General features: G+C 72.5%; 11 protein-coding genes. 3 read left to right on the plus strand and 8 right to left on the minus strand.

Annotation, left to right across the window (positions count from 1 at the left end; genetic code table 11):
• Positions 1-68 precede the first annotated feature (68 nt).
• The 3 genes from ACRQ4B_RS13755 to manA form a co-directional block, all read right to left on the minus strand.
• Positions 69-401, minus strand: coding sequence for a WhiB family transcriptional regulator (locus tag ACRQ4B_RS13755; protein WP_374114433.1), 333 nt, complete (start codon positions 399-401; stop codon positions 69-71).
• A gap of 188 nt (positions 402-589) precedes the next feature.
• Positions 590-1,552, minus strand: coding sequence for a UDP-glucose 4-epimerase GalE (gene galE / locus ACRQ4B_RS13760; RefSeq protein WP_439691964.1), 963 nt, complete (start codon positions 1,550-1,552; stop codon positions 590-592).
• A gap of 39 nt (positions 1,553-1,591) precedes the next feature.
• Positions 1,592-2,800 carry a mannose-6-phosphate isomerase, class I gene (manA, locus tag ACRQ4B_RS13765; protein ID WP_439691965.1) on the minus strand — a complete coding sequence of 403 codons (1,209 nt, stop codon included), beginning with the start codon at positions 2,798-2,800 and terminating at the stop codon, positions 1,592-1,594.
• Between the two features lie 39 nt (positions 2,801-2,839).
• Between manA and ACRQ4B_RS13770 the strand changes: the two genes are divergently transcribed.
• Positions 2,840-4,972, plus strand: coding sequence for an acyltransferase family protein (locus ACRQ4B_RS13770; RefSeq protein WP_439691966.1), 2,133 nt, complete (start codon positions 2,840-2,842; stop codon positions 4,970-4,972).
• A gap of 37 nt (positions 4,973-5,009) precedes the next feature.
• Positions 5,010-6,389 carry an O-antigen ligase family protein gene (locus ACRQ4B_RS13775; protein ID WP_439691967.1) on the plus strand — a complete coding sequence of 460 codons (1,380 nt, stop codon included), beginning with the start codon at positions 5,010-5,012 and terminating at the stop codon, positions 6,387-6,389.
• A gap of 18 nt (positions 6,390-6,407) precedes the next feature.
• Here ACRQ4B_RS13775 and ACRQ4B_RS13780 read toward each other — a convergent pair whose 3' ends face one another.
• Entirely contained in the window at positions 6,408-7,793 is a 1,386-nt protein-coding gene (locus tag ACRQ4B_RS13780) for a hypothetical protein (RefSeq protein WP_439691968.1), read from the minus strand.
• 91 nt (positions 7,794-7,884) lie between these two features.
• Between ACRQ4B_RS13780 and ACRQ4B_RS13785 the strand changes: the two genes are divergently transcribed.
• On the plus strand, positions 7,885-9,186 hold the full coding sequence (locus ACRQ4B_RS13785; protein WP_439691969.1) for an O-antigen ligase family protein: 1,302 nt from the start codon (positions 7,885-7,887) through the stop codon (positions 9,184-9,186).
• 141 nt (positions 9,187-9,327) lie between these two features.
• On the opposite strand, the gene ACRQ4B_RS13790 is transcribed toward ACRQ4B_RS13785, so the two are convergent.
• From ACRQ4B_RS13790 to ACRQ4B_RS13805, 4 genes are read right to left on the minus strand one after another with little or no spacing between them, the layout of a single operon-like run.
• Positions 9,328-10,674 carry a hypothetical protein gene (locus tag ACRQ4B_RS13790; RefSeq protein WP_439691970.1) on the minus strand — a complete coding sequence of 449 codons (1,347 nt, stop codon included), beginning with the start codon at positions 10,672-10,674 and terminating at the stop codon, positions 9,328-9,330.
• On the minus strand, positions 10,671-11,438 hold the full coding sequence (locus ACRQ4B_RS13795) for a polyprenol monophosphomannose synthase (RefSeq protein ID WP_439691971.1): 768 nt from the start codon (positions 11,436-11,438) through the stop codon (positions 10,671-10,673). The genes ACRQ4B_RS13790 and ACRQ4B_RS13795 overlap by 4 nt, the downstream gene beginning before the upstream one ends.
• Positions 11,439-11,484: 46 nt before the next feature.
• The gene (locus ACRQ4B_RS13800) at positions 11,485-13,299 is read right to left on the minus strand and encodes a DUF2142 domain-containing protein (protein ID WP_439691972.1); all 1,815 of its coding nucleotides are present in this window, start codon (positions 13,297-13,299) and stop codon (positions 11,485-11,487) included.
• 24 nt (positions 13,300-13,323) lie between these two features.
• Positions 13,324-15,405, minus strand: coding sequence for a hypothetical protein (locus ACRQ4B_RS13805; RefSeq protein WP_439691973.1), 2,082 nt, complete (start codon positions 15,403-15,405; stop codon positions 13,324-13,326).
• Positions 15,406-15,432 lie beyond the last annotated feature (27 nt).

The following is a 15,432-nucleotide window of genomic DNA, read 5'->3' on the forward strand; positions in this document are numbered from 1 at the left end:
CTGTGGATGCCATCATCGCGCGGTGCGCGTCGGACGTGATCCGTGCCTCCAGGACGGCGGGTGCGCGCCTAGGCGCGCTTCCGGAGCTTGCGGCGCTCGCGCTCGGACAGCCCGCCCCAGATGCCGAAGCGCTCGTCGTTCTCGAGCGCGTACTCGAGGCACTGCGCCCGGACCTCGCACGAGGTGCAGATCTTCTTCGCCTCACGCGTCGAGCCGCCCTTCTCCGGGAAGAAGGCCTCGGGGTCGGTCTGCGCGCACAGCGAGTCGACCTGCCAGGCGAGCGGGTTCTCCTCGTCGTCCGTCTCGGGACGGCGGACGCCCGGGACGCCGAGCGCGACGGGGTCGACGTGCCAGTCCTCCGGTACTCCGGCGTGGAAGTCGGAACCGTTCACCCTGATCACCCCTGACGTCTCGATAACGGGACCACAACAATTGCTGTCGTGCCTGTAATTACAGCGGTGTCATTCGCGAGAGTCAAGTCGCGGATCATAGAAGGCTCTGACCGTTCCGGCGTGTCATGTCCCCCGTACGGGCGTGTCGCGCCTCGTCTGTCCGGGTTTCGGGGGACAGGCTCCGTCCCCGCGACCGGTCAGGAGACGCGGCGGCGGGCCTCCCACGCGCTCGAGACCATCTCGTCGAGCGTGTGGCGCATCGCCCACTCGAGATCGCGGGCCGCGGCCTCACCGGTCGCGACGATCCGAGCCGGGTCACCGGCGCGTCGCGGGGCGATCTCCGGCTCGAACGCGATGCCGGTCCCCGTCGCCATGGCGTCCATGATCTGCCGGACGCTGACGCCGTCACCGCTGCCGAGGTTGTAGGCGCGGTCGAGGGGTTCGCCCGCCTCGAGCTTCTGCGCGGCCACGGCGTGCGAGTGCGCGAGGTCGGCCACGTGCACGTAGTCCCGCACGCAGGTGCCGTCCGGCGTCGCGTAGTCGTCGCCGTTGATGCGCGGGGTCCGCCCGGCCAGGAGCGCGTCGAACACCAGCGGGAAGAGGTTGTGCGGGCTCGCGTCGTACAGGTCCGGCTCCCCCGAGCCGACGACGTTGAAGTAGCGCAGCGACGTCGTCGTGAACCCGGCGGCGACCTCCATGTCACGCAGCAGCCACTCGCCGATGAGCTTCGACTCGCCGTACGGGGACTCAGGGGCCTTCGGGGTGTCCTCGACCACGGACTCGACGTCCGGCGTGCCGTAGACGGCCGCGCTCGACGAGAAGACCGCCTTGGTCACGCCGTTCTCCGCCATCGCCCGGAGCAGGGTCGCCATGCCGGTGACGTTCTGCTCGTAGGTGTGCAGCGGACGCTCGACCGAGACACCCGCGTACTTGAAGCCCGCCACGTGCACGACGCCGGTCACCGCGTGGTCCCGGAGCGTGCGTGCGACGAGCTCGCCGTCGAGGATCGTGCCCTCGACGAACGGGACGTCCTCGGGCACGAACTCCCGGAAACCGCTCGACAGGTCGTCGAACGCGACGGTGTCGATGCCCGCCGCCCGCAGCGCTCGGACGACGTGGGACCCGATGTACCCGGCACCGCCGGTGACCAGCCAACTCATGCTGGCCACGCTAGCGGACGGCGCTCCCCGTCCCCGTGCTCACGCTCCGGTCGCGATGAAGACCGTCGACGCGATGCCGCTGCCGCCGTCGGCCTCGACGGTGACGTCGCCCTCGTCGGGCGTGATGTAGCAGGACTCCCCCTGTCGGAGCAGCGTCGCCGACTCCGCACCGACGAGCGTGACCGCGCCGGCGGTGCAGATCGCGATCGAGGGGCCGACGAGCGGGGCGACCCCGCCGGTGCCGAGCCCCACCGGACGACCGTCGCCGCTGACGCGCAGCAGGGCGAAGCCGACACCGTCCGGGGCGAACCGCTCCACACCCGCGTCGACCGGCTCGGGCGTGAGCACCGGCGCCGGGTACGCGGTGAAGTCGAGGACGCGCAGCAGCTCCGGCACGTCGACGTGCTTCGGCGTGAGACCGCCGCGCAGCACGTTGTCCGACGGCGCCATCAGCTCGATGCCGAGCCCGTCGAGGTACGCGTGGACGTTGCCCGCGGGGAGGTACATCGCCTCGCCGGCCGCCAGGGTCACGCGGTGCATCAGGAGCGAGACCACGATGCCGGGGTCGCCGGGGTAGCTCGTGGTGAGGTCGCGCACGGTCGCCAGGTTCGGCGTGAGCGCGTCGTCCGGCAGCGCGAGCGCGAGGTCGCTGACCGCCTGCACGATCGCCCCGGCCGACGAGTCCGCGGTCTCGAGCCAGCGGACGGTGTCCTCGAGCCCGTGCTGCAGGTGCACGGTGAGCGGTCCGAGGCGCCCGCTGCCGGCGTCGAGGACGGCGACCTCGGCGAGCGTCTGGTCGACCGGGCGGAATCCGCTCAGCGCCTCGAAGCGCTCGCTCAGGGCGACGACGAGCTCGGGCTTGGGGAACGGGTCCTTGTAGTTCCGGGCCGGGTCGTCGATCGGCACGCCGGCGCGCTCCTCGCGCTCGAAGCCCTCGCGCGCCTGCTCCGGCGTGGGGTGCGCCTGCAGGGACAGCGGGGCAGCCGCGGCCAGGACCTTGAGCAGGAAGGGCAGCCCGGTGCGGTCGGCACCGAGAGCGGTCTGCGGCTCGGCGTCGATCCAGTCGAGCAGGGTGTCGGCACCGCCCACCATCGCCGGGTTCACCACGACACTCGGGCTGCCGGGGTGCGCACCGAGCCAGAGTTCCGCCTGCGGAGCCCCGGTGACGGTGCGGCCGAGGAGCTCGGGGATCGCGGTGACGGACCCCCAGGCGTAGTCGCGGGGCGTGTTCGTGATGCCGAGGAACATGGGCCCGAGCATATCGGCGCTCGCCGTAGACTCTCCGCGATGGCCAGCAGCACGGTGGAGACGCCCACACGACGGTCCCTCCGCTCCTCGTCCCCGCGGACGACCGACCCGACCCGGTGGGACATTCAGGGGCTCCGCGCGTTCGCCGTCCTGTCCGTCGTGCTCTACCACCTCTGGCCGAACCGGCTGCCCGGCGGCTTCGTCGGCGTCGACGTCTTCTTCGTCATCTCCGGATTCCTGATCACCGGGCACCTGCTGCGCGAGGTCGTCTCGACGGGGCGGATCGGACTCGCCGGGTTCTGGTCGCGACGGGCGAAGCGGCTGCTGCCCGGCGCGTTCCTGACGATCCTCGCGACCGGCACGGCCGTGCTGCTCTGGGTCCCGAGCGCGCTCTGGGGCCAGTACGGTCGCGAACTCATCGCCTCCACCGTCTACGTGCAGAACTGGCAGCTCGCGGCGGACTCGGTGGACTACCTCGCGCAGGGCAACCAGCCGTCGCCGTTCCAGCACTTCTGGTCGTTGTCGGTGGAGGAGCAGTTCTACATCGCCCTGCCGTTGCTGCTGCTCGGTGCGCTCTGGCTCGGCCGTCGCGCGCGCCGGGGGCAGGTGTCCCCCGTCGCCGTCGCGCAGGTGCTGCTCGGCACCGTCGTCGTGGTCTCCCTGGCGTGGAGCATCGTGCAGACCGAGACCGCCTCGGGCATCGCGTACTTCTCGACCGCCACCCGCGCGTGGGAGTTCGCCCTCGGCGGGCTCGCCGCGACCGTCCCGCTGTCGGCACCGCGCACCGCGCCGGCCCGCGCGGTCCGCGTCGTCGGTGCGTGGCTCGGCGCCGCCGCGCTCGTCGCCTCCCTCTTCCTGATCACCGCGTCCACACCGTTCCCGGGCATCGCCGCGGCGCTGCCCGTCGCGGGCGCCGGGCTCGTCGTGCTGTTCGGCGGCCACTCCGGGCTCCAGCGCATCGGACGGTTCGGCCCGATCGGCTTCACCGGCCGGATCTCCTACGCCGTCTACCTCTGGCACTGGCCCGCCGTGGTCATCGTGCCGATCGCGCTCCGGCACGAGCTCACGACGAAGGACAAGCTGGCGATCCTGGTCGGCGCGTTCGTCATCGCCTCGGCCACCACGCTCCTCATCGAGGAACCGCTGCGGTTCTCCGGGTGGGTCAAGGCCCTGCGACCCCGCCGCGTCGCGCTCTACGGGGCACTCGCGACGGTCCTGGTCGCCGCACTCGGTGCCGCGTCGCTCACGGCGCTGCACGTGCAGCAGGTGCAGGCGGCACAGTTCTCCGAGCGGCTCAGCAGCGGCGACGTGGACTGCTTCGGCGCGGCCGCGGACATCTCGGCAGCGAAGCCGTGCGTCAACCCGCGGCTCACCGACGTCCGGGTGCCGGCGGCCTCCATCGCCGCGTCGGACGACTCGAACCGGCCGGCGTGCTGGTCGAACAGCACCGACGACCTGAACCTGTGCGAGCTCGGTCCGAAGACCGGGTACACGAAGCACCTCGTCGCGATCGGCGACTCGCACAACAACGTCTTCGTGGACGCCTACGAGAAGATCGCGAAGGAGCGGAACTGGCGCATCGACGTCGCCGGGCACGCCGGGTGCTACCTGACGACGGCGCAGCAGCGCGCGAACAGCCAGCAGCTGCAACAGGTCTGCGACCAGTGGAAGCAGAAGGCGCTGCAGTACCTGCGGTCCCAGCCGGACCTCGACGGGCTGATCGTCACGCACTCCAACGGGAACACCCCCGTGGTCGCCTCGGACGGTCGTTCGACGCCGGACACGGTCGTCGACGGCATGGTCGACGCCTGGACCGTGGCCGCCGACGAGGGCATCCCGGTGATCGCGATCCGGGACAACCCGACCGCCCGTCCGGACGTCGTCGCGTGCGTCGGCCAGATGTCCGGACCGACCACGAACGCCTGCGACTCCGACCGCGCCGGCGCACTCCGGGACTTCGACGGCACCGCGCAGGCGGTCGCCCGGATGGACGGCCGGGCGCGCATGCTCGACTTCACGTCGGAGTACTGCACCGAGCAGACCTGCCCCGCGGTCATCGGGGGCGTCCTCGTCTACCGCGACCGGACGCACCTGACGAACACCTTCGCGATGACCCTCGTGCCGAAGCTCGGCGCGGGCATCGCCGATGCGCTGCGGGACCTGGCCCGGTGACACCGGCCGAGGCCCCCGCGCCGGGTAGCCTGACACCGTGACGAACACCTGGCCGCTCTCGCGCGGGACCGTACCCGAGCGCGAGGCGTTCGCCTTCGGTGCGACGATCCTCTTCGTCCTGTTCGCCGGCGACGCGGTGCCGAACACGCTGACCTGGGTCGGCGCCGGCATCCTGTGGGCGCTCGTGGCCGTCTGGGGTGTGACGGTCCTGGTGCGGGCCCGACCACCGATCACCCGGACGCCGCGGTCACTCTGGTTCTTCCTGGCCTGGTGCCTGGTGTCCCTGGTCTGGTCACACTGGCGTCCGGCCACCCTGGCGAGCATCACCGTGCAGGTGATCTGCGCCGCGATGGCGTTCACCGTCGCCTCGACGCTGACGTGGCGACGGATCCTCGATGCTCTCAGCGCGGCACTGCGCTGGGTGCTGATGCTGTCCCTCGTGTTCGAGGCCGTCGTCGCGGTCGTCGTGCGGCACCCGATCGCACCGATCTGGACGGACTACGGGAACCGCCCGATCCCCGACGCGTTCTACTTCTCGCGCGCCGAGCTCTTCACCGGCGGCCGCATCCAGGGGCTCCCCGGCAACGCCAACCTGCTCGCGATGGTCGCCCTGCTCGCGGCGATCGCCGTCGCCGTGCAGTTCGCCGAGGGACGGATGGGTCGGAACCGCACGATCGGGTGGCTCGTCGTCGCGGTGCTCGTGCTCGCGCTCACGCGGTCGTCGACGGTGCTCGCGGCCGCGGTCGCCGTCCTGGTGGCCCTGGGCGTCGCACTGTGGATCCGCCGGGTCCCGACCGAGCGCCGGACCCCGCGGTACCTGGTCGTCGCCGTCGGCGCGGTCGTCGTCGCCGTCGTGGCGTTCCTCGCCCGCGGAGCGGTCTCCGAGTTGCTCGGCAAGGGCGCGGACGCCACGGGACGCGGGGTCATCTGGGAGCGGGTCCTCGGGCTCATCGACCAGCACCCGGTGGTCGGCTGGGGGTGGATCGGGTACTGGTGGCCGTCCATCCCGACCCTGGCCGACCTGGCGCACCGGAAGGGCGTCACCTACCTGCAGGCACACGACGCGTACCTCGACGTCTGGATGCAGACCGGCATCATCGGGCTCGTGCTCTTCGCGCTGTACGTCGTGACGACGCTGAACCGCTCGTGGTCCTCCGCGACCCGGATCGGGTACGACGAGACCCTGGCGCCCCGCTCGTTCGACCCGGTGTCCCTGCTGCCGCTCCTGGTCGTGGTCGCGCTGCTCGTGCAGTCGGTGGCCGAGTCACGCCTGCTCTACCAGGGCAACTGGGTGCTCTTCGCGCTCATCGCGATCAAGACGCGCATCGTCCTGGTCGGCGAGGAGCCGCGCTCCACCGGGGACGGCCCGCGCACCCCGCGCGCCCGCCGCGAGTTCCGGACGCCCGCAGCCCGCTGAGCGACGGGGCGATCCGCCTCAGTGTCCGCCGGTCGCCGGGAGCAGCCGCGCGCACGGCACCTGGACGCCCCACGGCGCGGTCCGCACGTCGACCGAGCCGGACCGGTCCCCCGCGCACGCGGTGACCGCCGCCGGGATCTGGTCCGCCCAGATCGGCCCCTCGCTCCGCCGCGTCGGGCCGGGGACGGCCCCCGCGGCCGCCACCGCGACGACGAGCGCGACCACGCACCACCCGGTGACGGCCCCGGTGAGGCGAGCCGCGCCTCCCGGCCGGGTCCGACGCCGGGCTCGCGCCGACCACCCGGCCGACCCGACGAGGACGCCCGCTGCGACGAGCACCGCGGCCAGCAGGAGGAGGCCCGACGCGGCCGCGTAGCGGAGCGGCTCGACGTCCGCGAGGGCCTCGACGGGCTCCGCCCATGCCTGGGTCGCTCCCCCGTTCGCGACCAGGGCCGCCCACCACACCCCGAGCGAGGCGACCGTCAGGGCGATCGTCAGCACGCGTGCGCGCCACGACGCGACGACGGCAGCGGCGACGAGCACGAGCAGCAGGAGCGCGGCCGGCACGGCCACGACGACCCAGCCGCGGTCGAGCACCGCACGGACGACCGCGCCGACGTCCGGGTCCCAGTTGCCCGCGAACGGCTGCAGCAGCCACCCGGCGGCGACGTCCGCGATCGCGGGAGCGCCCGGTCGCTCGGTCCGCTCGGTCGTGAGCGCCGTGACCACCTGCGCGGTCACCCCGGCGATCGCGACGACCGTCACGGGAACGGCGCGCGGCCAGGCTCGTGCCCCCGAGGCGTCCCGGAGCGGCAGCCACGCGAGGAGCAGGAGCGGCAGGAACGCCACGGTCTGGACCTCGGTGAGGACCACGAACACCGCGAGCACCGCCACCGCACCGGACGACCACCAGGTCCGCGCCCGGTGGGCGAACAGCCACGGCGCCGTGAAGAGCATGAACCAGTGCAGGTTGGCGGCGTTCCCGCTGATCTCGTACGGCGCGAGCGGCAGCAGCGCCGGTGCCGCGGCGAGGAGCGCACGGACCGGTGCGACCGGGACGGTGTCCCGGGCGAGCAGGAAGACCGCGGCGGCCAGGACGCCGACGACGACGCAGGCGCCGCCGGAGAGCACCAGCGCGTAGTCCTCGACCGGGAGCGACCACCCGAGGTCGACGAGCAGCCGAGGGACGAGGTGCAGGTAGCCGGCGTACGGGCGCAGGAGCGAGTCCACCGGGCCGAGGGCCATCCGCTCCCGGAGGAACAGGCCGCCGTCCTCCGCCCACACCGTGCCGCGGGTGACCGGACCGAGCCGCCACCACGCGAGGGCGGCGGTCGCGAGGCCGAGCAGCAGCGCGACGCCCGTTGTGACGAGGACGCGACGGGTCGGGTGCGGCAGTCGGTCCATCGAGCGCTGACGCTAGTCGGTCGATAGCGGATCTGCGATAGCGACATTCCGCAATGCCCGCGCTCCGAGGTCCGTACGCCAAGATGGACGGGTGACGGACGGACGGCTGACGAAGCGCGTGCTGGCACGCCGCTACCTGTCCGCCTGGATCGGGTTCTCGGCGGGCGGGCGGTTCAGCCAGGCCCTCGCGACCGTGGTCCTGCTGTTCGCGTTCGGCCAACCGACGGTGCAGACCCTCGTCGGGCCCGCCGGCACCTGGGCCGTCCTCGTCACGCTCGTCGTGCTGGCCGGCCTGAGCCTGCTCGGCCAGCGCTACCGCATCGAGTGGCACGGCGTCCTCCCCCTGTCGCTGCTCGCCTTCATCGGGTACTGCGCGCTCAGCGTCCTCTGGAGCGAGTACTCCTGGGTCGCCCTGCGCGGCCTCGTCGCCACGGTGTGCTTCGCGGGACTCGGGCTCTACCTGGCGCTCGGCCGCGACCTCGTGCAGGTGATCCGGGCCTCCGGGGACGCGTTCCGCATCCTGCTCGTCGTCGCGCTCGGCCTCGAGGTCCTGTCCGGCCTCGTCCTCGACGTCCCGTTCCCCGCGTTCGACATCCAGGGGAACATCGCGTACGGCGGGCCGATCCAGGGCATCGGCGGCACCCGGAACTTCATGGGGTTCATCGCGGCGATGGCCCTCGTCACGTTCGTCGTCGAGTTCCTCACCCGGTCGGTGACGATGTGGCGCGCGATCGGCTCCACGGCCCTCGCCGTCATCGCGCTCATGCTCGTGCAGTCCCCGATCACCGGCCTCGCGATGATCGCCCTCGCCGTGACCGCGCTGGCGCTGTGGTCGCTGCGGCACGCACGCCCCACGACCAGGCCGGTCGTCAACGGCGTCCTCGGCGGCGCGGTGCTGCTCATGATCGTCGTCGGCGTGCTCGCCCGGCACCGCATCCTCGCCGAGATCGGGGCCGCCGGTGGGACGGCAACGCGTCTGGACCTCTGGTCGCAGCTCCGCGTGTTCATCGGGCAGTTCCCGATCCAGGGCTGGGGATGGGTCGGCACCTGGCCGCACGAGGTCGTCGTGCCCTACGCCACGTTCGTCGACCCGGCCGGACACCGGTTCACCTCCGGGCTGAACGCCTTCATCGACGCGTGGCTGCAGATCGGGCTCGCCGGCACCATCCTGCTCGGGATCACCGCACTCCTCGCGTTCGCGCGGGCGTGGGTCACGGCGACGACCTTCCCCGGTGTCGCGTACGTCTGGCCCGCCGCGGTCCTCGTCCTGCTCGGGGTCACGAGCACGGCGGAGAGCTACCTGCTGCACGGCGCCGGGCTCATGGTGTTCGTGGCCGTGCTCGTGATCGCCGCGCGACGGCGGTCGTGGCGGCGGCACCTGCCGCGCACCTGACGGCGGTCGGGAGGAGCGGGACGGTCCGGCGCGTCGGCCTCCGATCGCGCACAGCGCGGCCGGGAGGCACGGTGCCGGTCCGGCGAATCGGCATCCGGTCGTCCGCGGCGCGGCCGGGAGGCACGACGCCCGTCCGGCGCGTCAGCCCGCGATGACGAGACGGCAGGGCACCAGGGCGTCCCACTTGGGCTGTCCCGGCGCGGCACGGATCTTCGCCACACCCCCGGGGTCCTCGACGCAGGCCGGGCGGAAGTCCTGCACCTGCGTCGACCACGCCGGCACCGTCGCGAAGTCCCGCCGGGTCTGCGGCTGCAGGTTCAGCACCGCGGCCGCGACCACGACCAGCACGAGGAACCATCCGAGCACGGGCAGGACGACCCCGCGCCGGGCGGTGAAGGCGTCGGCGGCGACCACCGTGGCCGCGACGAGGAACATCGAACCCGCCGCGGCGTACCGGTACGGCGGCAGCGTCGGCAGGGTCAACCAGTTCGAGACCACGGTGTTCACCGTGAAGGCGGCGAACCAGACCACGAGCGGTGCCGCGCCGAGAGCGACGAGGACCCAGCGCTCGCCACGGGTCGCGCGGACCACCGCGAGCACCAGGACCGCGTAGACGAGGACGGCCGGCACGGCGACGACCCACCAGCCGTGTGCCTCCACCGCGATCCCGACGTTCTTGACCGTCGCGTCCCAGCTGCCCGCGACCGTCTGCGACGAGAAGCCGGCGAGCAGGTCGAGGGGGCCGCCGATCTGCCGAGGCGCGGGCAGCACCGGCTCGGTCCGCGGGAACAGCAGCGTGGTGAGCACCTGCGCCCCGGCGCCGAGCACCCCGGCGACGACCGGCGGGACCGAGCGCAGGCTCCGGACGTGCCGGAGGAAGAGCGGCAGGAACACGGCCGCCTGGATCTCGGTGAGCGTGATCGCGAGCGCGATGACGGTCAGGACCGCCGAGGACCACCACGACCTCGGCTTGTACAGGAACACCCACGGCGCGAGGAAGAGCAGGAACCAGTGCAGGTTCGCGGTGTTGCCCGCGATCTCCACGGGGACGAGCGGGGTGATCGCCGGCACGAGGGCGAGCAGGACGCGCAGCGGCAGGCGCCGGACGGTTCCGCGGGCGAGGACGAACACGGCGGCGCCGACGAGCCCGACCACGGCGCAGCTCATCCCGCCGACGACGACGGCGTACGACTCGATCGGGAAGAACTGCACCGCGAGGTCGACGACGACGCGCGGGACGAGGTGCAGGTAGCCCTCGTACGGGTGCAGCAGCGTGGGGACGGCGCCGAGCTGCAGCCGTTCGTTGAGGAACTTCCCCGAGTCCTCCGCCCAGGCGAGCCCGCGGGTCGTCGGACCGAGCCGGAACCAGAGCAGCACCGTCGAGAGGACCGCGATCACCACCGCGCCCACGGCGGTGACGAGCACGTCCCGCCGGCCCGGGCGCGGCGCCTCGTGCCGCGCGCTCGTCGTGAGCGCGGGCGCCGTCACGACCGACCCCGGCCGAGCAGCCGTCGGACGCGTCGGGCGATCCCCCACTGGGTGACGCGGAGCATCGCCTCGGCGACGATGCCGCGGCTCATCTTCGACTCGCCCCGCTCCCGGTCGCGGAACGTGATCGGGACCTCGACGACCGCGCCGCCGAGGTCGTGCACGCGGAGGGTCATGTCGATCTGGAAGCAGTAGCCCTTCGAGTCGATGGTGTCGAGGGCCATCCGCGCGATCGCGTCGGCACGGTAGACCCGGAAGCCCGCGGTGACGTCGTGCACGTCGAGGCCGAGCATGAACCGTGCGTAGGCGTTGCCGCCGCGGCTGAGGACCTCGCGGTGCCGCGGCCAGTCGACGACCGCGCCGCCCGTGGTCCACCGGGACCCGATCGCGAGCAGCACGTCGTCCGCGGGGTCGGCGCCGACCACGGCGTCGATCATCGCGGGGAGCCGGTCGGCGGGGTGGGACCCGTCGGCGTCCATCTCGACGAGCAGGTCGTACCCGCGCTCGAGACCCCACCGGAAGCCGGCGACGTACGCACTGCCGAGCCCACCCTTGCCGCGCCGTCGGAACAGGTGTACGCGCGGGTCCTCGGCGGCCATCGCCTCGACGAGGTCACCGGTGCCGTCCGGGCTGCCGTCATCGACGACGAGGACGTGCGCCTCGGGCAGCACCCGGTGCAGTCCCGCGGTGATCGGGCCGATGTTCTCCGCCTCGTCGTAGGTCGGGACGATGACGAGCGTGCGCGGTGCCTGGTGGTTGCTCATTGCCTGCTTCCGCCACCGGCGGTCGGACCGATGACGGTCGACAAGCTTAGAGGACCGGCCGGTGGTCGGGCTGCGGCTCGCCGCGGTCGACGGTGCTGACGCGGGTGGGCTGGTCGTCCGCGGACGGCCAGGACGCGGCCCGGTCGACGGCCGGGTCGGCCGGGCGGGCGGTGGCTCGTTCGTCGTCGACCGCGCCGACGGCCCGCTCGTCGTCGACGTGGGCGGCGGTGGCCCGTTCGTCGTCCACGTGGGCGGCAGACGCCCGATCGTCGTCGACGCGGGCAGCGGTCGCGCGTTCGTCGGCGACGGGGGCGACGGGGACGACGGGAGTGCCGGTGGCCGGCTCGGCGGCGAGGACCCGCGGCGTCCGGAGCGCCGACAGGGTCAGCGCCACCGCGACCGCGAGCAGGAGCAGTGCGACGCCGACCACCAGGGCGAACCCCTCACGGCCGATCGGCGTGAGGTGCGTCAGCGTCCGCAGACCGCTCCACGTGACCTTGAGGTGGAACGCCTCGTAGTAGCCGCGGTAGGCCACGGACCAGCCGTACACCGTCATGAGCGCGGCCACCACGACGACGGTGCGCCCGAGTCGCCTGCGGTCCTGCTCGACCCGCACGAACCGCCGCCACGCGATCGCGCTGAGCACCGCGAGCACGCCCACCAGGACGAAGTAGTAGCGCCCCTGGATCCCGCCGATCGTCGTCGTGCGCAGGTAGGTCGACCAGTTGTTCTGCAGGCCGGCGACGAGGGTGAACAGCGGCAGGAGGGCGAGCAGCCAGGCGGTCCGACGCGACCCTCGGCGGAAGCCCCAGACGAGCACGACGCCGATCGCGACGACGCTGAGCACCGCGATGACGATGGGACTCGACGGGTACTGCAGGAGTCCGTACTGCCCCCAGAACGAGTTCGTGACCCGGTTCCACTCGGTGTTGACGAACCCGCCGAGGTCCGGGCCCTCCCCGGGCGGGAACTCCGTCCGCTGGATCGACTGCGGGAGCCCGGCGGGCTGGAGGGTGTGGAAGACCAGGACGTTCCGGACCCACCACCACGACGTGGTGACGACGGGGACGACGAGCACGACCGCGCCGCGCAGCCATCGGCTCCACCCGGAGCCGGCGACGATCACCGCGATCACGGCGAACGGCACGAGGGGCAGCGCGGTCGCCTTGAACGCGACCGCTGCCGAGGTGGCGAGTGCGAGCGCGACGAGCGTGGGGACGCCCCGGTCGCCGGTGAGCACTCGGCAGACCAGCCACACGACGACGGCGCCGAGGATGATCACCGGGGTGTCGTTGGTGGCGGACGATCCGATGAACCCGACCTGCGGGATGAGCAGGAGCGAGGCTGCCGCGACGAGCGCGGTGCGGGGCGACCGGGTGACCCGGCGGACGGCGGCCCAGACGACGAGCGGCAGCGTCGAGAGCACGGCGACGTTCATCAGCCGGAGCGCGAACAGGTCGACGTCCCAGCGCAGCTGCATGTACCCGATGAGGTGCAGCAGACCGGCGGCCATGGCGTACCAGGTCGGCGGGTGCTGGGTCATCTGGTTCGTCGAACCGTTGCCCGGCGCGGCGGCGAGGAGCGCCTCGAGCGTCGGGCGGTCGGTCTGCAGGAAGGACATGCCCTCGGCCTGGGCGGCACGGGTGGCGGCCAGCAGCCTGAGGTGCGCGGGGTCGGGCCAGCCGTGGCCCATCGCGACCTGGACCGCCGCGTCCCAGTGCGCGATCTCGTCCGGCGAGCCGAACATCGGCTGGAGCGAGGCCCACACGACCAGGACGCCGACGAACGCCAGGACGATGGCCGTGATGGTCAGACGTTCCCGGCCGGTGGAGCGGATGGGGGCGCGGTCGGTTCTGTGCACGGTGAGGAATCCTACGGGGAGGAGCTACCGCACCGTGACCGACGCGCAGCCAAGCGTGGTGTTCGGTCCGCCGTTCGGGTCGATGCCGTAGGCACACACCCGGTGCGCCCCCTTGGCCGCCGCGATGGTCGCGCCGTAGCCGGCCTTCGCACCGGCAGCCGGGTAGACCTTCGCCACGTCGTCGCGCGCCTGCCCGGTCTTCAGCGCGGTGCCCGCGCTGTCGACGTAGACGTGCACCGAGATCGGGGCGGCCTTGGTGTCCGGGTCGTACGCCCACCCGCGCACGGCGACGCCACCGGCGACCGCAGTGGCGGAGTCGAGCCGGCCGACGGGCGAGCTGCCCACCTGCACGGTCTGGCAGCCGAGGGTGGGGTTGCCCGAGCCCGCGCCGGTGTTGATCGCGTAGACGCAGACCGTGTGCGGCCCGGGAGCGGCGGCGATGGTCGTCTGGTAGCCGTGGGCGGCGCCGTAGGCCGGGTAGGCGGTGCCGATGTCCGACCGTGCGACGTTGGCGGGGATGCGTCGCCCGACGCCGTCGACGTAGACGTCCACGTTGATCGGCGACGCGGTGTCGCCGTCGATGGCCCAGCCCCGGACGGCGATGCCGCCGGCCACGGCCGTGACCGAGTCGATGCGCCCGTCCGGCACCGACGCCACCGATCGGACGGTGGTGCACGGGGCGAGGAGGGTGTCACGGCCGTTGCCCACGTTCACGGCGGTGATGCAGACCTTGTGCGCGCCGCTGGCAGCCGGGATGACCGCCTCGTAGCCGTGTGCGGAGCCCGCTGCCGGGTACGCCTTCCCGACGTCCGTGCGGACGTCGTCGGCGGTGAGCTTCGTGGTCTTGCCGTCGATCGCCACGTTCACCGCGAGCGCGGCCTTCGGCTGGTCCGGGTCGTACGTCCAGCCGCGGACCTTGATCCCGCCGATGACCGCGCCGACCTGGTCGACCCGTCCGTCGGGCGATGCCTTGGTGACCGTGACGGTCTTGCAGCCGATGCTCGTGTTCCGGGTGCCGTCCACGCTGATCGCCGCTGCGCACACCGTGTGCTTGCCGGGGCTCGCGGCGATGGTGAGGTCGAAGCCGTGCGCGTCGCCGTAGCCCGGGTAGGCCTTGCCCACGTCCGTCCGGGTGGCGTTCGCGGTGTAGCCGGCGCCGGTCGAGTCGACGAAGACGTGCACCCGGGTCGAGGCGGCCGTGGTCGGGTCGATCGCCCAGCCGCGCACCTGCACGGCGTCGCCGGCGTCCTGCGCCGAGTCGAGCTTGCCGATCGGCTTCGCGGACGCGGTCGGGGACCCGAACCAGTCGCTGTAGAGGCGCCAGAAGTTGCGGTTGCCGTACGCCGAGCAGCCGTCGCCCGTGCCGTACAGGTTGTTCAGTGCGGCCTGGTTCGGCGTGTAGGGCGTGTAGTAGTACAGCGCGGCGGTCGCCTTGTTCGACACGTACACGGTCTTCGTGCCGCACGAGGTCGGCACGTTGTACTGGATCTGTCGGTTGCCGCCCGGGGCGAACCACGTGAAGTAGTTGCTCGTGCCGGCGGGGTTGCCGTACCGCTTCCACTGCCAGGACGCCCAGTACACCTGGTTGCCGACGCCGGAGTACGCCGGGTCACAGCCGCCGTTCGCGGTGTCGGGGCAGGCGTAGCCCATCGCTCGTGCGAGCACGGCGGAGGACGGGTTGCGGGCGATGGAACCGTTGATCAGCGTCTGCTCCTTCTGGAGCGTGACGATGATCACCTTCGGGCTGATGCTGCAGGCCGCCCCGACGCGCGCGATGATCTGCGCGGCGGTCAACGACGAGCCGCCGGTGACCGCGCTGCACATGGCGTCGGCGCCGTGGCTGTTGAGCGAGTACCGGCCGACGTTGAGGCAGGACTTCGAGGAACACGTGCCGATCTGCGCGTTCAGGAACGACTGGATCTGCGCTTCGGTCATCGAACGACCGTCGTAGAAGTTCGCGTCGGTGATGATGTTCCCGGCCTGGAACGACGACCCGCTCAGCGCGGACGCACTGTCCTGGGACGCCGAGAGACCGGCGACCTGCAGGCCGATCAGCACACTGGCGACGGCGAGCACGCTGGCAGCGATCGCGATGACCTTTTTCACGTCGGGGGCCTTCCTGGGGGGCGTCGA

The organism is Curtobacterium sp. SP.BCo (assembly GCF_051903265.1).
In the GTDB taxonomy this organism is placed as follows: Bacteria; Actinomycetota; Actinomycetes; order Actinomycetales; family Microbacteriaceae; genus Curtobacterium.

What these genes read in the sequence shown, in the direction of transcription:
- galE (WP_439691964.1), bottom strand. Translation starts at nt 1,552, where the DNA reads ATGAGTTGGCTGGTCACCGGCGGTGCCGGGTACATCGGGTCCCACGTC.
- manA (WP_439691965.1), bottom strand. Translation starts at nt 2,800, where the DNA reads ATGTTCCTCGGCATCACGAACACGCCCCGCGACTACGCCTGGGGGTCC.
- ACRQ4B_RS13770 (WP_439691966.1), top strand. Translation starts at nt 2,840, where the DNA reads ATGGCCAGCAGCACGGTGGAGACGCCCACACGACGGTCCCTCCGCTCC.
- ACRQ4B_RS13780 (WP_439691968.1), bottom strand. Translation starts at nt 7,793, where the DNA reads ATGGACCGACTGCCGCACCCGACCCGTCGCGTCCTCGTCACAACGGGC.
- ACRQ4B_RS13795 (WP_439691971.1), bottom strand. Translation starts at nt 11,438, where the DNA reads ATGAGCAACCACCAGGCACCGCGCACGCTCGTCATCGTCCCGACCTAC.